Origin of the sequence: Salmonella sp. A7, from assembly GCF_020181675.1 — a bacterium.
In the GTDB taxonomy this organism is placed as follows: domain Bacteria; phylum Pseudomonadota; class Gammaproteobacteria; order Enterobacterales; family Enterobacteriaceae; genus Salmonella; species Salmonella enterica.
The window spans coordinates 317,787-339,652 of the sequence record NZ_CP084001.1 but is presented as its reverse complement, the minus strand read 5'-3'; the positions used below and the strand labels follow the sequence as shown (position 1 = coordinate 339,652).

Here is a 21,866-nt window from a genome sequence, read left to right as displayed (position 1 = left end):
GACCACAGGCCGGATACGCCTCACGTTCGTTTTCGTGCATTCAGCGTATCAACAAAGGCCATCGCTAAACCGACGATAAGCCCGGCGATGTGCGCGCCGTTCGCCATAGACATGCCAAACCAGTCAAACCAACCAGCGACTATCCACAATAATGCAAAAATAATTAAGCCGCGCTGGAGGTAAATTCCGCTTTGCGGATCGCGCTCTCCGCGCAGCCACACGTAACCCATCAGCGCATAGACGACGCCAGACAGCCCGCCAAACCACGGGCCGCTAAATTTCTGCTGTACATAGCCGCTTAGCAGCGCGCTTATCACCGTAATGACGATTAATTTACCGCTGCCCAGGCGCTTCTCTACCGCCCCGCCGAGATACCACCACCACAGCAGGTTAAAAAGAATATGCATCAGTGAGAAGTGCATAAAGATATGGGTGAAGTAGCGCCAGAATTCAAATTTTAAAACCGGATCGAACGGCCACGCCAGCCACACCATCACCGTCTGATCGCCGATGAGACTCATCGCGATATAGACCAGCACGCAGGCGAGCATCACGATCCAGGTAACAGGGCCGGCTCGTTCACGCAGCGTGGCGAGAAAGGGAAAACGGCGGTAGCGTAGCCCGCTGTTCGTCTGCCCGGACTGCCAGCTAGCCGCCAGATAACGCGGATCGCCGGGATTTTCTATAAACCGCGCCAGCTCGACCCGCACACGTTCGGCCTGCGATTCATCTGCCAACCAGATATCGCTTTGATTATGTTGCTGAATAGTAAGAATGACGCCCTGGGTGGCCATGTAATCAACAAATGCCTGCGCCACGCGAGGATTCGCAAAGGAAGTAATCATCAACATTATTGCTGTCGCTTAGTCCATACAAAAGAAGACAGTATATATACCCTTCTCGTCGGAGGCTGCATCTTTATGGGATTACGCGCCATTCGCGACATCGGCAGGGAAACGGCGATGCCAGGCCTCAAACCCGCCATCAATGCTGTAAACCGCATCATAGCCTTGCTGGAGCAGATACTGCGCGGCGCCTTTACTACTGTTGCCGTGATAGCACATTACCATCACGGCGGTATCGAAACCATGCTCACGCATAAACGCGCCCAGCGTATCGTTAGTCAAGTGAAACGCCTGCGGCGCATGACCCATGGCATAACTTTGCGGATCGCGAATATCGACCAGCACCGCCGCGCCCTGGTGCAGTTTCTGATACGCCTCTTCTACAGTGATACATTCAAATTGTTCCATGAATCGCTCTTTCATTATTGCCGGTGAAGCCAATTAAGGCATTTTATCGCCCAGTGTACGTTGACGGAGTAGCTTAACGCCATAATGTTATACATATCACTCTAAAATGTTTTTTCGATGTTACCAATAGCGCGTTTCTTTGCTATTATGTTCGATAACGAACATTTTTGAACTTTAACGAAAGTGCAAGAGGGCAGCATGGAAACCAAAGATCTGATCGTGATAGGCGGGGGCATTAACGGTGCAGGCATCGCGGCTGATGCCGCCGGACGCGGTTTGTCCGTACTCATGCTGGAAGCGCAGGATTTGGCCTGCGCAACCTCTTCCGCCAGTTCGAAACTTATCCACGGCGGCTTACGCTACCTTGAACACTACGAGTTCCGTCTGGTCAGCGAAGCGCTGGCAGAACGTGAAGTGCTGTTGAAAATGGCGCCGCACATCGCCTTCCCGATGCGTTTTCGTCTGCCGCACCGCCCGCATTTACGTCCGGCCTGGATGATCCGTATCGGTCTGTTTATGTACGATCACCTCGGAAAACGTACCAGTTTACCCGGTTCCACCGGTGTGCGGTTTGGCGCAGATTCGGTACTCAAACCTGAAATCGTGCGCGGATTCGAATACTCCGACTGTTGGGTAGACGATGCGCGTCTGGTGCTGGCTAACGCACAGATGGTGGTGCGTAAAGGCGGCGAAGTCCTTACCCGTACTCGCGCAACCGCCGCTCGTCGGGAAAATGGCCTGTGGATTGTCGAAGCGGAAGATATCGACACCGGTAAAAAATATGTCTGGCAGGCGCGCGGACTGGTTAACGCCACCGGACCGTGGGTCAAACAGTTCTTCGACGAAGGGATGCATCTGCCGTCACCGTATGGCATCCGCCTGATCAAAGGCAGCCATATCGTCGTGCCGCGCGTCCATAATCAGAAGCAGGCGTATATTCTGCAAAACGAAGATAAACGTATCGTCTTTGTCATTCCGTGGATGGAGGAGTTTTCGATCATTGGCACAACCGATGTCGAATATAAAGGCGATCCGAAAGCGGTAAAAATCGAAGAGAGCGAAATTAATTACCTGTTGAAGGTCTATAACGCGCACTTCCAGAAACAACTGGGGCGCGATGACATCGTCTGGACGTACTCCGGCGTCCGTCCGCTGTGCGATGATGAGTCCGACTCACCGCAGGCGATCACTCGCGATTATACCCTGGATATCCATGATGAAAACGGCAAAGCGCCGCTGCTTTCCGTGTTTGGCGGTAAGCTCACGACCTACCGTAAGCTGGCCGAACACGCGATGGAAAAACTGGCGTCTTATTATCCAGGCATCGGGCCGGCATGGACCAAAACGTGCGTACTGCCCGGCGGCGACATCGACGGCAGCCGCGAAGATTACGCGGCGAAGCTGCGTCGTCGTTATCCGTTCCTGACGGAATCGCTGGCGCGCCACTATTCGCGCACTTACGGTAGCAACACGGAGTGGATTCTCGGCGAAACTACGTCACTGCTTGATTTAGGCGAAGATTTCGGTCATGAGTTTTACGAAGCGGAACTCAAGTACCTGGTGGATCACGAATGGGTGCGCCGTACTGAAGACGCTATCTGGCGTCGCACCAAAGAAGGCATGTGGCTGACCGCCGAGCAGCAATCCCGCATCACCCAGTGGCTGGCGGCGTATGTTGAGAAACACCAACTTTCACTGGCGTCGTAATAAAATCCGGGGCGGTTTATACCGCCCTTTTCGCCACATACTGCATTCACTCGCCGGGTTTTGTACAGCCGTGCATATGATTAGTGATACGGTAGCGCTCGACACTTATTTTGGTAATAAAGAAGGGTTTTGCCAGCGCTTCGCTATTCCAGAGAGTTTTCCCCGTTTTACACCAGCTTTTATGAGTAAAGTTGGCATAATGAACCACGCTCTCCTCCCCCAGCCCCCTTTCAAAATGCGCGCGTTTATCACCGTCGGCCACGCTAAAGTCAGCATAAAAAAGATTGCTGTCCAGGTTAAACGTCATTTCTATTTCACTGGCGGACGATGGAAAGAACACAGGCAGCCAGGTCCAGATACCGGACTGCTCGGGTATGGCGGCATAATCAGGAAAATAGCTTACCAGGCGATCATCGCAGGCGGTCAGCACAGCGATGATGCTCAATGCAGCGCCCCACCTCACCACACCGGTAGCCGCCGTTTCTCAAACGGCCAATATACAAAGCGCGCCTGAGCAGCATTGAGGCGAATAAAGACCTCACGCGGCAAATGAAAGCCAGGCCTGGTACACAACTCCTGACAGCTCGTACAACTTTCCTCGCAACCGCTTTTAGCCTGATAGAACCGGGCGTATAGCGTCAACGCCGACTGCTTTTTCCTGAATACCCTCAGGCTATTGTCGTTGTGGTATTTCAAGGCGTCCTTAAATACCTGAAAGATAAAAATATCAGTCGCATCGCTGTACTCACGAAGGCCACGCGTGGCTATCACGCTCCGCTGCTGATGAAAACCCTGCGCGGAAAAAATGACCGTGAAATCATCGAGTGTTTTGATATCGCAGGTATGAGCTGGCACCACATCAATATAAGGATCGAAGTCCAACGACGCACCGCAGGCGCTAATACGGCTAATCGTATCAGGCTCAAGAGAAAATCCAGGCCAGATACCACTAGATGTTAAGCCAATCCCTAACATGACATCATATACATGCAGCCCTTCCAGCCCCTGCGCGCCCATGAATGCTTCACTCTCGTCGAGGACCTGATTAATCAGCTCAGCAACAATATCTTTATGCCACGAAGTGGATTCACGCCGTGCAATACGAATATCAGCGTCGCTGGCCGGGTCTACGCCTACCAGTTCCACATATAATTTAACCTCTTCCATTTAGTCCCTTTATTTCGCGGCCGGATACAGCGGTACATATCCCACATCCTGCACCAACTGTTGTCCCTGCGGGCTTAGAAACCAGTCCACCAGCTTTTGTGTTTCCGCTGTGGGGTGTTCACGGGTGACCATATAAACATCAACCGTGTACGGGTAACTGCCGTTACGAATATTTTCAACCGTCGGCGCAACATCGTTTATCGCCAGTAATTTAATCTCTTTATTGCTGTGCATCTGCGTAGCGTAATAGCGGAAGGCGTAGCCAATTGCGCCGTGAGTGTTGCGATATTCGGCAATTACCTTAATCATGCCGTCCATTACGCTCACTACTTCAGTTTTCTGTGGCGACATCATCCGGGTATTTTTCATTACTTTCGCCAGCATCACCGTCTGGCTGCCAGAATCTATAAGCCTTTCAGACCGCTGACGAAGCTATTGGCGCTGTTTGATGTTGGGTTACGCTTCGCCCCACCCAACAAGTCCAAAATATCAATGCGTTACAAATTTTCGTTGGATGCAATCCAACATTTACTAGGCTCCGGCGTTTGTCAGTAGCCTCCTTTATCTGGAACTTTGCGAATAAGCACTAACTCATTGCCATTGAGAAGATAATAATCATAAGACTTCTCCAACGACTCAGTGGTTTTATAAGCTACCAGCAATCGACTCTTTTTATCCATATACAGAATCTCTTCACCTATAGGCTGCGGCTCTTCGTCCGTCCCGCTATAATAGACCTGAAAGGTGTGGGATAACGCGCGCCCTGTTCGCTTGTTGATAAAAGCAATAACATGACACCCAGAACCGCCGCAGCCCCATTCGGTCTGGGCATACTCACCCGCAAAAACTGCGTCGTTCTGCAATGCTTCTTTGAAACGTGTGTGGAACATATTGGTGAACTCATCCGTGCGGTCTACGCTTGTCGCCGTTTTCCCATGATAAATAACCGCAGGGTAATCTTTACCTTTTGGTAAGGCGTCTTCTGCCAGGCCCAGCGGTGAAATCATCTCCAGCAACAGAATTGAAGAAATAAATGCAATAGCCTGTTTTTTCACAGTCCATAAATATTTATTTAATAAATCAGCATCCATACAATTATTCATCCTAAATATAAAAATGGGCAATCGCGATATTCGCTACCACCCATCTTAATAGCTTAATAAAAATATTAAGTCACATCGGAAAAATAATCACAACCGCACCGGATCAATATGCCAGATATTTTCGGCATACTCTTTGATGGTTCTGTCCGATGAGAAGTAGCCCATATTGGCAATGTTGAGCATCGCTTTCGTCGTCCATTCTTCCGGGCGACGATACAACTCATCCACCTTATCCTGGCAGTCCACGTAGCTGCGGTAGTCCGCCAGCACCTGATAGTGATCGCCAAAGTTAATCAGCGAATCTACCAGATCGCGGTAACGACCTGGCTCTTCCGGATTAAAGACGCCGCTACCAATCTGCGTCAGTACCTGATGTAGCTCTTCATCTTTTTCATAATAGTCGCGAGGCTTATAACCCTGCCTGCGCAACGCTTCCACCTCTTCGGCAGTATTACCGAAGATAAAGATATTCTCCTCGCCGACATGCTCCTGCATCTCAACGTTCGCGCCATCCAGCGTACCAATGGTGAGCGCGCCGTTCAGGGCAAATTTCATATTACTGGTGCCGGAAGCTTCTGTCCCTGCCAGCGAAATCTGCTCAGACAGGTCAGCAGCGGGAATGATTACCTGCGCCAGGCTGACGCTGTAGTTCGGGATAAACACTACTTTCAGCTTGTCGCCAATCTGCGGATCGTTGTTAATCACTTTCGCTACGTCGTTGATCAGATGAATAATGTGTTTTGCCATGTAATAGGCGGAAGCCGCCTTACCGGCAAAAATATTCACCCGCGGCACCCAGTCGGCCTCCGGATTTTCTTTAATGCGGTTATAGCGGGTAATGACATGCAGTACGTTCATCAACTGCCGCTTGTATTCGTGAATACGCTTAATCTGCACGTCAAATAACGCTTTAGGGTTTACCACCACATTCAGTTGTTGCGCTATCACTACCGCCAGCCGTTTTTTATTTTCCAGCTTCGCCTGACGCACCGCATGATTGACCAGCGGATAATCACAATGCTGTTTCAGCTCGCTGAGCTGACTAAGATCGGTACGCCAGGTACGACCAATATTCTCATCCAGCACGTCAGACAGCGGCGGGTTTGCCAGCGCCAGCCAGCGGCGCGGCGTAACGCCGTTAGTGACGTTACAAAAACGGGTCGGGAAAATCTTCGCAAAATCCGCGAACAGCGACTGCACCATCAGGTTGGAATGGAGTTCAGAAACGCCGTTGACTTTATGGCTGACCACCACCGCCAGCCAGGCCATCCGTACCCGGCGACCGTTCGACTCATCAATAATCGACGCGCGACCAAGCAGGCTGGTATCGTTGGGATATTGCTCCTGCAACGTTTTCAGGAAATAGTCGTTAATCTCGAAGATAATCTGCAGGTGACGGGGCAGAATTTTCCCCAGCATATCGACAGGCCAGGTTTCCAGCGCCTCGCTCATCAGCGTATGGTTGGTATAAGAGAAGACCTGACAGCACACCTCAAACGCGTCGTCCCAGCTAAATTTATGTTCATCGATCAGCAGACGCATCAGCTCCGGAATTGACAGCACCGGATGGGTATCGTTGAGGTGAATGGCGATTTTATCCGCCAGATTCTCATAGGTTTTATGCAGTTGATAATGACGGTGCAGGATATCCTGCACTGTCGCCGAGACCAGAAAATACTCCTGACGCAGGCGTAGCTCTCGTCCGGAATAGGTGGAATCGTCCGGGTAGAGCACCCGTGAAACGTTCTCAGAGTGGTTTTTATCTTCCACCGCCGCAAAGTAGTCGCCCTGGTTGAATTTACCGAGGTTGATTTCACTACTGGCCTGCGCATTCCACAGCCGCAGTGTGTTAGTGGCGTCGGTGTCGTAACCGGGGATGATCTGATCATACGCGACGGCCAGAATCTCTTCCGTCTCAATCCAGCGCGCTTTTTTACCTTCCTGCTGAATGCGCCCGCCAAAAAGCACTTTATAGCGTGTATTGTGGCGCTTGAACTCCCACGGGTTGCCATATTCCAGCCAGTAATCCGGAGATTCTTTTTGCCGCCCGTCGACAATATTCTGCTTAAACATGCCGTAATCGTAGCGAATGCCATACCCGCGACCCGGTAATCCTAGCGTCGCCAGCGAGTCCAGGAAGCAAGCCGCCAGCCGTCCTAAGCCGCCGTTGCCAAGCCCTGGGTCATTCTCTTCATCGATCAGCTCTTCGAGATCTAAGCCCATGGCCTCCAGCGCGCCTTTAACGTCGTCATAAATGCCCAGCGAGAGCAGCGCGTTAGAGAGGGTACGACCAATCAAAAACTCCATCGACAGGTAATAAACCTGCCGGGTTTCCTGCGATAATTGGGCTCGATTAGAACGCAGCCAGCGCTCCACCAGACGATCGCGCACCGCGAACAATGTGGCGTTCAGCCATTCATGTTTATTGGCAATGACCGGGTCTTTACCAATCGTAAACATCAGCTTATAGGCAATAGAATGCTTAAGCGCCTCAACGCTGAGTGTGGGCGATGCATAAGTAAACGGAGCATTCATATAAATGATTCCTGGATGACTATTTCAAGCGATAGTACAGCTCGCGGTATGATTTCGCGGCAACTTGCCAGCTAAAATCCATCGCCATCGCCTGCCGTTGTACAAACCGCCAAAGCGAAGGCCGTGACCACAACACAAAAGCACGCCGAATCGCGCGTAGCAACGACCAGGCGTTACTGTCTTCGAAGACGAAACCGCTGGCGATACCGTCCGCCAGATTTTCCAGCGAACTGTCGGAGACCGTATCGGCCAACCCCCCGGTACGCCGCACCAGAGGCAGCGTGCCATACTTTAAGCCATATAACTGCGTTAAGCCGCACGGTTCGAAACGACTGGGCACCAGAATGACGTCCGCGCCGCCCATAATGCGATGCGAGAAAGCTTCGTGATAGCCGATCTGTACGCCAACCTGCCCTGGGTGTTCCGCCGCCGCCGCGAGGAACCCCTCCTGAAGCACCGGATCGCCCGCGCCGAGTAGCGCCAACTGCCCGCCCTGCTCCAGCAGCCCCGGTAACGCCTCCAGCACCAGATCCAGACCTTTCTGGTTGGTCAGACGGCTTACCACGGCGAACAGCGGCACTTTGTCGTTAACCTTCAACCCCATCGCAATTTGTAGCTGACGTTTGTTTTCCGCCTTCTCTTCCAGGGTATCGCGCGTGTAGCGCGACGCCAGCAGCAGATCGGATTCCGGGTTCCAGATCTTCTCATCCACGCCGTTCAGTATGCCGGACAAGCGCCCTTCCAGATGACGCTGACGCAGCAGGCCTTCCATACCATAAGCAAACTGCGGTTCGGTAATTTCACGCGCATAGGTCGGGCTCACCGCCGTAATATGGTCGGCATAGTACAAACCGGCCTTCAAAAAGGAGAGTTGTCCGTTGAACTCCAGCCCATGCATATTAAAGAATGACCACGGCAGTTCGATGTCATCCATATGCTTTGCATAAAACATGCCTTGATAGGCCAGGTTGTGTACGGTAAAGACCGATTTCGCCGGCCGCCCGCGCGCCGCCAGATAGGCGGGCGCCAGCCCGGCGTGCCAGTCATGGGCGTGCACCACGTCGGGGCGCCAGAATGGATCAAGTCCGCAGGCCATTTCACAGCCGACCCACCCTAACAGGGCAAAGCGCAGCACGTTATCGGTATAAGCATATAAATTCGTATCGTGATAGGGACTGCCTGGACGCTCGTACAGATGCGGCGCGTCGATCAGATAAATGCCCACGCCGTTATAATGCCCGAACAGCAGCGATATCTTACCGGCGAAAGTATCGCGGCGGCTCACCACATGCGCATCGGGTATCCCCCGACGGATATCGGGAAACCCTGGAAGCAGAACGCGAACATCAACACCATCCGCAATTTGTGCCGCAGGCAACGCGCCTATCACATCCGCCAGCCCCCCAGTCTTCAGCAGGGGGAACATCTCTGAACATACATGTAAAACCTGCATTATCGCTCCTGTTTGACCTGCAGTTTGCGCAGCATTTCACGCGTGACCAGTACAATACCTTCTTCTGAACGGTAGAAACGACGAGCGTCCTCTTCCGCATTTTCACCAATCACCATGCCTTCCGGGATAATACAGGCACGGTCAATAACACAGCGACGTAAACGGCAGGAGCGCCCTACCCAAACCTCAGGTAACAACACTGCCGAATCAATATTACAAAAAGAATTTATTCTCACCCGTGGGAAGAGCACAGATTGCACCACCACCGAACCGGAGATAATGCAGCCGCCGGAGACCAGCGAGTTCAGCGTCATACCGTGGCTACCGGAGCGGTCCTGCACGAATTTCGCAGGCGGTAGCGATTCCATATGCGTACGGATAGGCCAGTTCTGGTCATACATATCCAGCTCCGGCGTCACCGAGGCTAAATCCAGGTTCGCCTTCCAGTAAGCTTCCAGCGTACCTACATCGCGCCAGTACGGTTCGGCTTGTGGATCGGACTGCACGCAGGAGAGCGGGAAAGGATGCGCGTAAGCCATACCTTCGCGGGTGATTTTGGGGATAATGTCTTTACCGAAATCGTGGCTGGACGCGTCATCTTTATCGTCTGCCGCCAGCAATTCATACAGGTAATCGGCGTCAAAAACGTAAATGCCCATACTGGCCAGCGATTTGCTGGCGTCACCAGGCATTGCGGGGGGATTCGCCGGTTTTTCGACAAAATCAATAATCTTGTCGCTTTCATCGACCGCCATCACGCCGAACGCCGTCGCTTCTTTGATCGGCACCGGCATACAGGCCACCGTGCAACGCGCGCCCTTTTCAACGTGATCGATCAACATACGCGAGTAGTCCTGCTTATAGATATGATCGCCTGCCAGGATGACGACATATTCCGCTTTATAGCGACGAATAATATCCAGGTTCTGGGTCACCGCGTCTGCCGTGCCGCGATACCAGTTTTCGCCCTTCATACGCTGTTGGGCTGGCAGCAGATCGACAAATTCGTTCATCTCTTCGCTAAACAGTGACCAGCCGCGCTGAATATGCTGCACCAGCGTATGGGACTGATACTGAGTGATCACGCCGATACGGCGAATCCCGGAGTTCAGACAATTAGATAAGGCGAAATCGATGATGCGGAACTTCCCACCAAAGTGGACGGCTGGTTTGGCGCGTTTGTTCGTTAAATCTTTTAGACGCGTGCCGCGGCCGCCGGCCAGGATTAGGGCAACAGATTTCAATGGCAGCTGGCGCGCCAACATTACACGATCGTTCTTCTCTAAACTCACCATGATTAACTCCTTTTTTATCCTCTCTGGAACACACACAGTCCATGCGCAGGTCCCTGCCAGACCGCCGTTATCACCGGATTATCCTCTCCAGCGAATGGGGGAACGGCGCGCCATTCCCCTTCGGGTAAAACTATATCTGTCACCTCAAGCGTGGCATTTATCGCAATCAGAAAACGGTCCGACAACAGAATTTGCATCAGCTTAGGCCCGTTTTGCCACTCATCCGCACTCAAGGGTTGTGCTTTTTTATTCAGCCAACGCACGTTGCCATCGCCTTCTTCCCACCAGCTATTGCCGGTTAAAGCCGGTATCTGCTGACGCAAACGAATCAGCGCGGCGGTAAACGTGGTTAACCCACGGTTTGCCTGCTGCCAGTCCAGCCAGGTTAAGGCATTATCCTGACAGTAGGCGTTATTGTTGCCGTGCTGGCTATGGCCGTGTTCATCGCCTGCCAGCAGCATCGGCGTTCCCTGAGAGAGCAGTAGCGTCGCCAGCAGGGCATGAATGCTGTCGCGCCGCCGCTCCATTAAATCAAGCGGACCGCCTAATCCTTCTTTACCATGATTGTCGCTGTAATTGCTGTTGGTGCCGTCGCGATTTTCCTCACCGTTCGCCTCATTGTGTTTCTGATTGAAACAGACGCAGTCCCGGAGCGTAAAACCGTCATGCGCCGTGAGCAGATTGACAGAGGCGCCGGGCGTGCGGCCATTGCGTTTAAACACATCGCTGGAAGCGGCGAAACGACAGGCAAATTCCCCCGTCGTCAGGTTACGCGGCAACCAGAATCGGCGGGCCGCATCGCGAAAATGATCGTTCCACTCGGCAAACGGTGGCGGAAAATTCCCGACCTGATAGCCGCCCTCGCCAATATCCCACGGTTCAGCAATCAGCTTGACCGTTGATAACACAGGACACGCTTTAATCGCGGCGAACAGCGGCGCATCCTGGCGAAACGTCGGCGTGCGCCCCATGACGGACGCCAAATCAAAACGAAAACCATCGACATGACAGGTTTCCACCCAATAGCGCAAACACTCGCACGCGTATTCCACCACGCCAGGATGGCTTAAATTGAGCGTGTTGCCGCACCCCGTCCAGTTGTGATAATCGCCATCGTCCCTTATCCAATAATAGCTACGGTTATCAATTCCGCGCAGGGAGAAGGTTGGACCGTCCAGATCCAGCTCGGCGCTATGGTTTAATACGATGTCCAGAATGACCTCAATCCCCGCGCGATGCAGCGCTTTCACCGCGTCGCGAAACTCGTCCAGCGCCGTCTCGGGCGAACTGGCCCAGGCGGGATGCAGCGCGAACATCGCCATCGGGTTATAACCCCAATAATTGGTCAGTCCCATACGTTGCAGGCGCGGCTCGCTGGCAAACTGCGCCACCGGCAACAGTTCCAGCGCCGTAATGCCAAGCTGTTTGAAATACGCCACCATGACCGGATGACCGAGCGCTTTATAGGTGCCGCGTATCTCCTGGGGGAGTTCCGGATGCAGGTAGGTCAGCCCTTTGACATGCGCTTCATAGATGACCGTTTTTCCCCACGGCGTGCGCGGCGCGGCGTCATCTTCCCAGTCATAATGGTCGCTGATTATCACGCTTTTCGGCGCCACCGCCGCGTTATCGCGGTAATCCGGTTCATCGTGTCCGCCGTGCAACAGCGGATGATCTTTTAGTTCGCCCTCCACCCGGCGCGCATAAGGATCAAGCAGTAACTTCGCCGGATTAAACCGATGCCCCTGCGCTGGCTGCCACGGGCCATGTACGCGATAGCCATAGCGCAAACCAGGCCTGGCGCCTGCCAGATAACCATGCCAGACATCGCCGCGACGTCCTGGCAGGTCATAGCGGCGCTCATTCCCTCGGGAATCAAAAACGCACAGCTCTACGCGCTCCGCATGGGCGGAAAAGAGCGTGAAATTCACGCCATGACCGTCATACGTTGCGCCATGCGGCGTTGCTTCGCCGATCGCAAGCTGCGTCATTCCCCCTCCCGCATCAGCCAGATCGTCGCCAACGGCGGTAACGTCAGGCTAAGAGAGTGCTGACGGCCATGGCTTTCGATCTCATCGCTGTGCACCACGCCGCCGTTGCCGGTGTTGCTACCGTGATAATGCATCGAATCAGTATTGAGAATTTCACGCCAGCGTCCCGGCTGGTTGATGCCAAAACGGTAGTCGTGGCGAGGAACGGGCGTAAAGTTGCTGGCGACGATGATCTCGTTACCGGCTTTATCACGGCGTACAAAAATCAGTACCGAGCGTTCATTGTCATCGACCACCAGCCACTCAAAGCCGTAAGCATCAAAATCCAGCTCATGCAACGCTTTATGGTGGCGATAGGTGTGGTTGAGATCGCGTACCAGACGCTGAACCCCGTGGTGCCAGTTATCGCCCCCCTCCAGCAAGTGCCAGTCGAGGCTGGCGTCATGGTTCCACTCGCGTCCCTGGGCAAACTCATTCCCCATAAACAGCAGTTTCTTGCCGGGGAAGGCCCACATCCAGCCATAGTAGGCGCGCAGGTTGGCGAATTTTTGCCACGCATCGCCCGGCATACGATCGAGAATGGATTTCTTGCCGTGAACCACCTCATCGTGCGACAGCGGCAGAACAAAGTTTTCGGTATGGTTGTACAACATACCAAAGGTCAGCTTGTCGTGATGATACTGGCGGTACACTGGGTCCAGCTTCATATAGTCCAGCGTGTCGTGCATCCAGCCCAGGTTCCACTTGTACCAGAACCCCAGGCCGCCCGTTTCCGGTGGACGCGTCACGCCAGAGAAGTCTGTCGACTCTTCCGCCATGCTGACCGCGCCGGGCACCTGCTCGCCAATAATGCGGTTGGTATTGCGCAGAAACTCAATGGCTTCCAGGTTTTCACGACCGCCGAACTCGTTCGGTATCCACTCGCCCTCTTTGCGGCTGTAGTCGCGGTAGATCATAGAGGCCACCGCATCGACACGCAGCGCATCAATCCCAAAACGCTCCATCCAGTACAGGGCGTTGCCCACCAGATAATTACTGACTTCACGACGACCATAGTTGTAGATCAGCGTATTCCAGTCCTGGTGATAGCCCTCGCGCGGGTCGCTGTGCTCATAGAGGTGGGTGCCGTCAAACTCCGCGAGGCTAAATTCATCGGACGGGAAATGGCCCGGCACCCAGTCGAGAATGACGTTAAGGCCCGCCGCATGGGCCGCATTGATGAAATAGCGGAAGTCGTCCCGCGTACCAAAGCGGCGGGTCGGCGCGTAGAGACCGGTCGGCTGGTAGCCCCAACTGCCGTCAAACGGATGTTCGTTGACCGGCAAGAGTTCAAGGTGCGTAAAGCCCATCCATTTGGCGTAAGGCACAAGCTGATCCGCCAGCTCACGATAGCTCAGCCAGAAATTGTTATCCGTATGGCGGCGCCATGAACCTAAATGCACCTCATAAATCGAGATCGGCGCATCAAACTGATTGGCTTTTTGTCGTTCTTCGCTTGGCGTCACTTTCTCCGGCAGTCCGCAAATCATCGACGCCGTTTCCGGACGCATCTGCGCCTCAAAAGCATAGGGATCGGCTTTAATGCGCAGATTACCGTTCGCATCAAGCAGCTCGAATTTATACAGTTGTCCATTATGCGCGCCGGGGATAAACAGCTCCCAAATACCGCTCTCTTTGCGCAGACGCATCGGGTGGCGACGCCCATCCCAATAGTTGAATTGCCCGACAACCGAAACGCGACGAGCATTAGGCGCCCAGACGGAGAAACGGGTGCCGGTGACGCCATCCATCGTATCGGCGTGCGCGCCCAGCGTTTCATAAGGACGCAGGTGGGTGCCTTCCGACAATAGCCAGGCATCCATTTCCTGTATTAATGGACCAAAACGGTAAGGATCGTCGATGAGGTTCTGCTGTCCGTGCCAGGTCACGGCGAGCTGATAGCGAAAGAAATTTTTACGTCGGGGTAAAACGCCGCAGAAAAAACCGCGAGCGTCGAGACATTCCAGTTTGCCGACTTTACGTCCGGTTTTGGGCTCAATCACCCATACGTCGGTGGCGTCAGGTAATAGGGCGCGGACTTCTAGTCCGGCTTGGGTCTGGTGCATTCCGAGTACGGAAAAAGGGTCCGCAAAATGTCCTGCAATTAGCGCATTAATCACGTCTCTATCGATACGACTGGACATGGTTTGTCATCCTGTTTTGTGGCGTCACTCCATCTCACTGAATTCAACATCAGGTAGTGACACTTCTTTGACCTGAACGGCGCAGCACACTGTGCATCCTATCTGCGTCGTCCTACCTTCAGGTTAGGCTTAATACCCGTGGGATTAAGCTACCCTTAAAGAATAGCCAATGCTCTGCTTAACTCCTGATAAAAATGAAACATCTGCGTTTACTCCTGTATTACGCAAAAAAAAGGGTGACGATGCACCCTACATATCAATCTGACGTCTGCTTGCCGACTACACCTTATCTGGCGGATATTGCTGGATGGCGGCGCTGACACGCCTTATCCGGCCTACAGAACCACACGCAGGCCCGATAAGCGCTGCAATAGCTACTACGCCAACTGGCGCAGCATTCGACGCAGCGGCTCGGCGGCACCCCATAACAACTGGTCGCCTACGGTAAACGCCGACAAGAACTCTGGCCCCATGTTCAGCTTACGCAGACGACCAACCGGCGTAGTCAACGTGCCGGTCACCGCCGCCGGGGTTAATTCGCGCATAGTGATATCACGATCGTTCGGCACCACTTTCGCCCACGGATTATGTGCCGCCAGCAGTTCTTCCACCGTCGGAATGGATACCTCTTTTTTCAGCTTGATGGTGAACGCCTGGCTGTGACAGCGCAGCGCGCCGACGCGCACACACAAACCATCAACCGGGATCACAGAGGCAGTATTGAGGATCTTGTTGGTTTCCGCCTGGCCTTTCCACTCTTCGCGGCTTTGGCCGTTATCGAGCTGTTTGTCGATCCAGGGGATCAGGCTTCCCGCCAGCGGTACGCCAAAGTTATCAACCGGCAGCTCGCCGCTGCGGGTCAATGCCGTAACTTTGCGTTCAATATCAAGAATTGCGGAAGACGGCGTCGCCAGTTCATCGGCGACATGGCCATACAACTGACCCATTTGGGTTAACAGCTCGCGCATATGGCGCGCGCCGCCGCCGGAGGCGGCCTGATAGGTCGCGACGGATACCCAGTCAACGAGATTATGGGCAAAGAGACCGCCCAGCGACATCAACATCAGGCTAACGGTACAGTTACCGCCCACAAAGGTCTTCACGCCATTGTTCAGGCCGTCGGTAATCACGTCCTGGTTGACCGGGTCGAGAATAATAATGGCATCATCTTTCATGCGCAGCGTAGAAGCTGCATCAATCCAGTAACCCTGCCATCCGCTTTCGCGCAGCTTTGGATAAATTTCGTTGGTATAATCGCCGCCCTGGCAAGTCACGATGATATCGAGCGCTTTTAGCGCATCCAGATCAAAAGCGTCCTGTAGCGTGCCGGTGGAGGTGTCGCCGAAGGTGGGCGCCGCCTGTCCAAACTGGGAGGTAGAAAAGAAAACAGGGCGAATAGCGTCGAAATCGCGCTCCTCTACCATGCGTTGCATGAGAACAGAGCCGACCATTCCGCGCCAGCCGATAAAACCAACATTTTTCATAGCGTTTTTTTCCTGCAAAGAGATGTGCTGTGTATGCGCGCCAGTATCCTGTGGCGCATCCTTCACCATACAAAAAGCAGCCAAAGTCGCAAGTGAAATTAATCAATGATAGCGAAGCCATCAGTAATGCGACTTATCCTGCCTTACCGCGCAAGCAGAAAGTCCAGTGGCGATTATCAGGGAATTTGCGTTAGGAAGGGAATCATTTCCGTCGCTGTTTTATTGATCCTAATTATGGATCAGCGTAGAAATTTGCCTGCTTTTATGCGCGTACTGAAACATGGCGAGGCAAAATGTCGTTGGGCGATTGCCATGCACACCTCAATAAAAAAACCGGGTAGCGATTACGCCTTACCCGGCTTACGGTGTCGATATGTGCCCGTTTCCAGGCCCGGTAAGCACAGCGCCACCGGGCAACAAGACTCAGCTCAGCAGTTGGAAAGCAATCATTCCGACAATCGCGCCGACCGTGCCGAGGATAGTTTCCATCATCGTCCAGGTCTTCAGCGTCTGCGCTTCGGTCGCGCCGGTAAATTTACCGAACAGCCAGAAGCCGGCGTCGTTAACATGAGAAACCACAATTGAACCGCCGGCGATACAGATAGAGAGCGCCGCCATCTGCGCGCCGGAGAAATTCAGTTGCTCAATGACCGGCATCACCAGACCGACCGCGGTTAAACACGCCACGGTCGCGGAACCCTGAATGATGCGCACCGCCGCCGCCAGCACAAAGCAGGTAATGGCAATCGGCAGCCCCATGCCGGTTAACGCTTCGCCCAGCGCCGGGCCGACGCCGGAGTCAACCAGTACCTGTTTGAACACCCCGCCTGCGCCAATCACCAGCAGAATAATGCCCGCCGGTTGCAGCGCGTGGCCGCAGATTTCCATCACTTTGTCTTTCGGCATCCCCTGACGCATCGCCAGGCCGTAAATCGCTACCAGACAAGCGACCAGAATCGCAGTGAAGGGGTGGCCGATAAACTCAAACCATTCGTAAGCGGTGGAACCTTCCGGCACAAAACGCGCGGCGATCGTTTTCAGTCCTACCAGCACCAACGGCAGCAGGATCAGCGACAGGCTGAAGCCGAAAGAAGGCATTTTGCCTTCGCCCAGATGCGGCTCGGTAATGTCGTCAGGAATACGCAGCTCAACGTAACGGCTGATAAAATTCCCCCACAGCGGCCCGGCGATAATCATGCCAGGAATGGCGGCGCACAGCCCAATCAGGATCATCCAGCCGAAATCAGCATGCATCTGGGAAGCCAGCAGCATCGGCGCAGGCCCAGGCAACAAAAACGCCGCGGCTGCCGCCACGCCCGCAAACAGCGGAATGACCAGCTTCACCAGGTTTGTGCCGGTATGACGCGCCATTGAGAACGCCACGCTTATCAGCAGCACAATCGCCACTTCAAAGAACAGCGGGAGCGCGCAAATCAAGCCGGCCAGGCCAATCGCATAGTGCGCGCGGTTATGGCCAAAGGATTTAAGCATCTTGACGGCTATCTGATCGACCGCGCCGGTTTCATGCAGAATTTTACCGAACATCGCCCCCAGCGCGACCACAATCGCCAGGAAGCCCAGCGTGCCGCCCATCCCTTTTTCCATGGTCGCGGCGATTTTATCAAGCGGCATCCCTGAAAAAAGCCCCGCGCCCATTGAGACGACCATTAACGCGACGAAGGCGTGCATACGCGCCTTCATCACGAGAAACAGCAGCAGTAAGACGGAACCGACGGCGGTTAAAACCAGTGTTAATGTACTCACAGCGTACTGCCTTTATTGATGACCTCAATGGTGCTCGCCACGACGCCTTCCAGCGGCTGGTCGATATCCACCACCAGAACATCGCGTTCGTCGGCACCCGGCTCTTGCAGCGTTTCAAACTGCGTCACCAGCATCTGGGTTTTGAAGAAATGACCTTTGCGCGCTTTCAGACGGCTTTCAATGACGTCGAAATCACCTTTCAGATAGATAAAAGAGAGGTTCGGGTTTCCCTCGCGCAGCAGGTCACGATAATGTTTTTTCAATGCGGAACAGACAATCAGCGAGATTTTATTGGTACGCTGCATCGCAAAAGCGGCGTCGTTCAGCGCCTGTAACCACGGTTTGCGGTCATCATCATTCAACGGCTCGCCGGAAGCCATTTTTTCAATATTGCAGCGCGGATGCAGAAAATCGCCGTCCAGAAACGCGGCATGAAGCTGATGCGCCACGGCGCTTGCGACAGCGGATTTACCGCTGCCTGATACGCCCATCAGAACGTAAACGTGGTGATCATGATTAGTCGTGCTCAAAGCGGGCCCCCACTCTACAAGTTGCAAAATTTGTTACGGGTAACTGTTATCGGTAACATTGTCCAACCGCACCATTCACGACGCAATGACCATTCGTGCCAAAAGTGAATAAGTGTGAGCTACTTCAAAGTTGTCAGACTAAATAGATCCGCCCGGTGACAAGGTGAAACCTAAATCTAACATTTTCGGCGTGACCGTTTCGCCGCGAATGCGGGCCAACAGACGTTCCGCGCCAATGCTGCCCATTCGCTCGCGCGGCGTCAGGACGCTTGCCAGACGCGGTTCCATCACCTGGCCGATGTCATGACCGTGGAACCCGGCGATCGCCATGTCGTCCGGGATTTTTAGCCCCAGGCGCTGGCATTCGAAGGCCGCCCCCACCGCCAGGTCATCGTTGGTGCAAAAAATACCGTCAAGCTGTGGGTATTCGCGTCGCGCCTGGCGCATGAGTTCGATACCGGAAGAGTAGGATGAAGATTGCTCCATCATCACACTGTAAGGAACCAGGCCTGCGTCCCGCATCGCCTGTTCATAACCCTTCTGCTTGATGATAGTACGTTCGTCGAGGCGCGCCCCCAGATAGGCGATATGACGATGACCGCGCGCGATAATCGCGGCGGTCATCTGGCGCGCGGCCTCGAAGTTGTCAAAACCAACGGCAATATCGAGACACGGCGACTGGCTGTCCATCAGTTCCACCACCGGAATCCCGGCGACTTCGATCATTTTTAAGGTGCGCGGCGTATGGGTACGCTCAGTGAGGATCAGGCCGTCGATATTCCAGGAGAGCATCGATTCCAGGCGCTCCTGCTCCATCTCCGGTTTATAGCCGTAGTGCGCCAGCATGGTTTGATAACCATGCGCGTCGGTGACAGCCTCAATGCCGCGTAACACTTCCGCAAAGACCTGGTTGGTTAAAGACGGCAGCAGAACGCCAATGGCGCGGCTGGTGGCGTTGGAAAGAATGTCAGGCGCGCGATTAGGAATGTACCCGAGCTCATCAAGCGCAGCCGCAATTTTACCCCGCAGCGCGACGGAGACCTGCTCCGGATTACGCAAAAAACGGCTGACCGTCATTTTGGTCACGCCCACACGGTCGGCCACATCCTGAAGTACGGGTCTTTTCTTTTTCATCGTCCTGAAAGGTATAAAAGGGATAGATTTGCCCAGTTTACCACGGACGTGCGGAATTAATGACAAACGATGAAAAGCCGGATGGCAACGCTTTCGCGTCTTATCCGGCCTACAAAAGGTTACAGCACGTTAGACTGGCGGCAAGTCAAACAACAACACTTCGCTGTCGCTGTCGGCATGAATCGAGATTGCCTGCTCATCCCAAATCGCCAGGCCGTCGCTGGTCGTCGCTTTGGTACCGTTAATGGTCACGTTACCTTTTACCACCTGGATCCAGACGCGGCGTTCAGCGGCAATCTGATGCACCGACTGTTCATCTTTGAGCAGCGCCCAGCGGTACAGCTCCATATCCTGGTGGACCTTCAGCGAACCATCGCGAGCATCTGGCGAAAGCACCAGTTGCTTGCCCTGCGCGGCGTCGAAGCGACGCTGTTCGTAGCGCGGCGTGATGCCGGTTTCTTGCGGAATGACCCAGATCTGATACAGCCGCAGACGATCCGTTTTGCTCGGGTTGTACTCGGAGTGGCGAACGCCGGTCCCGGCGCTCATAATCTGGAATTCACCGGCCGGAACCTGTTCTTTATTGCCCATACTGTCCTGGTGTTCTACGGCACCTTCCAGCACATAGGTCAAAATTTCCATGTCTTTATGCGGATGCGTGCCGAACCCCTGGCCTGCGTCGATCACATCGTCGTTAATCACACGCAGCGCCGAGAACCCCATAAAGTTCGGATCGTAATAATCGGCAAAAGAAAAAGTATGCCAGGAGTCAAGCCAGCCATGATTCGCATGACCGCGGTCGTTTGCTTTGCGTAAGTAGATCATTGTATTCACCCCCAGATGTTTTCGATGGAATAAGTGTGGACTCATTCCGTCCGGGATCATAGAGGGTGAAAATTGACTCCTCTGTTCAAAAAATATGAATAAGCGCAGAGGAGTCTGTAATGGCTATTTAGCGAGGGTTATCGTCGCAGGCGATGCCTGTTCGAAAGCACGTTCGAGGATTTCCAGATTGGTAAGAACTTCAGATTCCTTGACGTAATTAGGCATACCGACGGTCAACGTCTGGTACAGCGCATCATAAACACGACCATAGTCACCCGTTTCCGGTTTCACCTCTTCTTTCACCGTAACGCCGTCGTCATTGACATACTCCAGCACACCGACGGATTCGTCAGCGGCGAAACCGGGTTCACCGGGCATAATGTTCGCTTTCAGGCTGGTTTCTTGTTGATCGATACCGTACTTCACAAACGAACCTTTAGTCCCATGCACGATAAATTTCGGGTAATCAATTTTCACCAGATGGCTGGTTTTAACGATAGCCTTCAAATCGCCATAAAACAGTTGCGCTTCAAAGGTGTCATCCGGATTCGCTTTATTACGCAGGCTACGAATGTCATACGCGACATGATCCGGGCGGCCAAATAGCGAAATAATTTGATCCATGGTGTGGACGCCAAGTCCGTAGAAAGCGCCATCCTGCGGCAGGCCCGGTTTGGTTTCCGCCACGGGTCGGTAGTAGTCAAAATGGCTTTCAACTTCGACAATCTTGCCCAGTTTCCCGCTCTCAATCGCTTTTTTAGCCGTGAGAAAACAGGAATCAAAACGCCGATTCTGATATGGCGTGACGGTCAGTCCTTTGCTTCGCGCCAGGTCGAACAACACTTTTGCCTGCGCCAGCGTCGGCGTGAAAGGTTTCTCAACCAGCACATTTTTACCCGCTTCCAGCGCGCGTTTGGCGTATTCGAAATGGCTGTCAGCATGCGTACAGACGATCACCAGTTTTACCTGCGGATCGCCCAACACCTCATCCAGATCGCTGGTGAAGTGAATATGCGAATACTGCGGCGCCTGCTCTTCCGGTTTAGCGTGACGACGGAAAATATGCGCGACATGCCAGGCATCTTTCCGATTCAGAACGTAGGGGAGATGGTAACGGGTGGTACTTTTGCCGAATCCAATAAATGCGCAGTGTAAGGTCATGAGACGATCCTTTTGAAGATGATTGTCTACACCATAGCGCAAAGCGTGAAGAGACTGAATGTTGGATTCTTTGCCGGATGCGGCGTTGCCTTTTTGGGCCTACAAAAGCAGATGCCTCAAGATCGGCCGTCGGCGTCGCGGTCAGTTTGTTCACGGCAAGCGCGCAGGGCCCGGAGCGTACTAAATGTACGTGGGGAGCACGAGCACTTCCCGGGGACAAAATGACAAGTAAGCCAGGCTGAAACAAAACCCAAAAAAAAAGCCAGCAAAAGCTGGCTAAA

At 53.6% G+C, this 21,866-nt stretch carries 16 protein-coding genes and 3 pseudogenes; 2 read left to right on the top strand and 17 right to left on the bottom strand.

Features of this window, described 5'->3' with window-relative positions; all coding sequences use genetic code 11:
- Positions 1-20: 20 nt before the first annotated feature.
- Entirely contained in the window at positions 21-851 is an 831-nt protein-coding gene (glpG, locus tag LCS67_RS01540; RefSeq protein ID WP_000928701.1) for a rhomboid family intramembrane serine protease GlpG, read from the bottom strand.
- Positions 852-926: 75 nt separating this feature from the next.
- Positions 927-1,253, bottom strand: a complete 327-nt coding sequence (gene glpE, locus LCS67_RS01535) for a thiosulfate sulfurtransferase GlpE (RefSeq protein WP_000434523.1) — start codon at positions 1,251-1,253, stop codon at positions 927-929.
- Between the two features lie 198 nt (positions 1,254-1,451).
- On the opposite strand from glpE, the gene glpD reads away from it, so the two are divergent.
- Entirely contained in the window at positions 1,452-2,960 is a 1,509-nt protein-coding gene (gene glpD, locus LCS67_RS01530; protein ID WP_000448181.1) for a glycerol-3-phosphate dehydrogenase, read from the top strand.
- 46 nt (positions 2,961-3,006) lie between these two features.
- Here glpD and LCS67_RS01525 read toward each other — a convergent pair.
- The 10 genes and pseudogenes from LCS67_RS01525 to asd all read right to left on the bottom strand — a co-directional run.
- A pseudogene (locus LCS67_RS01525) lies at positions 3,007-3,426 on the bottom strand (hypothetical protein); the annotation flags it as partial.
- A complete protein-coding gene (locus LCS67_RS01520) occupies positions 3,420-4,127 on the bottom strand; it encodes a hypothetical protein (RefSeq protein WP_031567492.1) in 708 nt (235 codons plus the stop codon). The pseudogene LCS67_RS01525 and the gene LCS67_RS01520, both read right to left, overlap by 7 nt.
- Before the next feature lie 9 nt (positions 4,128-4,136).
- A pseudogene (locus LCS67_RS01515) lies at positions 4,137-4,544 on the bottom strand (PstS family phosphate ABC transporter substrate-binding protein); the annotation flags it as partial.
- A gap of 131 nt (positions 4,545-4,675) precedes the next feature.
- Positions 4,676-5,218, bottom strand: coding sequence for a hypothetical protein (locus LCS67_RS01510; protein ID WP_000338410.1), 543 nt, complete (start codon positions 5,216-5,218; stop codon positions 4,676-4,678).
- Positions 5,219-5,317: 99 nt separating this feature from the next.
- Positions 5,318-7,765, bottom strand: coding sequence for a glycogen phosphorylase (gene glgP, locus LCS67_RS01505; RefSeq protein ID WP_000993424.1), 2,448 nt, complete (start codon positions 7,763-7,765; stop codon positions 5,318-5,320).
- A 19-nt stretch (positions 7,766-7,784) separates the two neighbouring features.
- A complete protein-coding gene (glgA, locus tag LCS67_RS01500; protein ID WP_001197669.1) occupies positions 7,785-9,218 on the bottom strand; it encodes a glycogen synthase GlgA in 1,434 nt (477 codons plus the stop codon).
- Positions 9,218-10,513 (bottom strand): glucose-1-phosphate adenylyltransferase, encoded by a 1,296-nt coding sequence (glgC, locus tag LCS67_RS01495; RefSeq protein WP_000253995.1) that lies wholly within the window; start codon positions 10,511-10,513, stop codon positions 9,218-9,220. Before glgC ends, glgA begins: the two co-directional genes overlap by 1 nt.
- Positions 10,514-10,527: 14 nt before the next feature.
- Positions 10,528-12,504: a glycogen debranching protein GlgX gene (gene glgX / locus LCS67_RS01490; protein WP_031567481.1), complete on the bottom strand. Its 1,977-nt coding sequence runs from the start codon at positions 12,502-12,504 to the stop codon at positions 10,528-10,530.
- Positions 12,501-14,687 (bottom strand): 1,4-alpha-glucan branching enzyme, encoded by a 2,187-nt coding sequence (glgB, locus tag LCS67_RS01485; protein WP_000098553.1) that lies wholly within the window; start codon positions 14,685-14,687, stop codon positions 12,501-12,503. The genes glgX and glgB overlap by 4 nt, the downstream gene beginning before the upstream one ends.
- 377 nt (positions 14,688-15,064) lie before the next feature.
- On the bottom strand, positions 15,065-16,171 hold the full coding sequence (gene asd / locus LCS67_RS01480; RefSeq protein ID WP_000799940.1) for an aspartate-semialdehyde dehydrogenase: 1,107 nt from the start codon (positions 16,169-16,171) through the stop codon (positions 15,065-15,067).
- A 126-nt stretch (positions 16,172-16,297) separates the two neighbouring features.
- On the opposite strand from asd, the pseudogene LCS67_RS01475 reads away from it, so the two are divergent.
- Positions 16,298-16,672 (top strand): annotated as a pseudogene (locus tag LCS67_RS01475) (MarC family protein); the annotation flags it as partial.
- Here LCS67_RS01475 and gntU read toward each other — a convergent pair.
- The 5 genes from gntU to LCS67_RS01450 all read right to left on the bottom strand — a co-directional run bounded on the left by gntU (position 16,595) and on the right by LCS67_RS01450 (position 21,585).
- Positions 16,595-17,935: a gluconate transporter gene (gntU, locus tag LCS67_RS01470; RefSeq protein ID WP_000105950.1), complete on the bottom strand. Its 1,341-nt coding sequence runs from the start codon at positions 17,933-17,935 to the stop codon at positions 16,595-16,597. The pseudogene LCS67_RS01475 and the gene gntU overlap by 78 nt on opposite strands.
- Complete coding sequence (gene gntK, locus LCS67_RS01465) at positions 17,932-18,465, bottom strand: gluconokinase (RefSeq protein ID WP_000108342.1); 534 nt, start codon at positions 18,463-18,465, stop codon at positions 17,932-17,934. Before gntK ends, gntU begins: the two co-directional genes overlap by 4 nt.
- 138 nt (positions 18,466-18,603) lie before the next feature.
- Positions 18,604-19,599, bottom strand: a complete 996-nt coding sequence (gene gntR / locus LCS67_RS01460) for a gluconate operon transcriptional repressor GntR (protein ID WP_000730239.1) — start codon at positions 19,597-19,599, stop codon at positions 18,604-18,606.
- Between the two features lie 129 nt (positions 19,600-19,728).
- Positions 19,729-20,424 (bottom strand): pirin family protein, encoded by a 696-nt coding sequence (locus LCS67_RS01455; protein ID WP_000639793.1) that lies wholly within the window; start codon positions 20,422-20,424, stop codon positions 19,729-19,731.
- Positions 20,425-20,547: 123 nt separating this feature from the next.
- Positions 20,548-21,585, bottom strand: coding sequence for an oxidoreductase (locus tag LCS67_RS01450; RefSeq protein ID WP_000172381.1), 1,038 nt, complete (start codon positions 21,583-21,585; stop codon positions 20,548-20,550).
- Between the last annotated feature and the right edge of the window lie 281 nt (positions 21,586-21,866).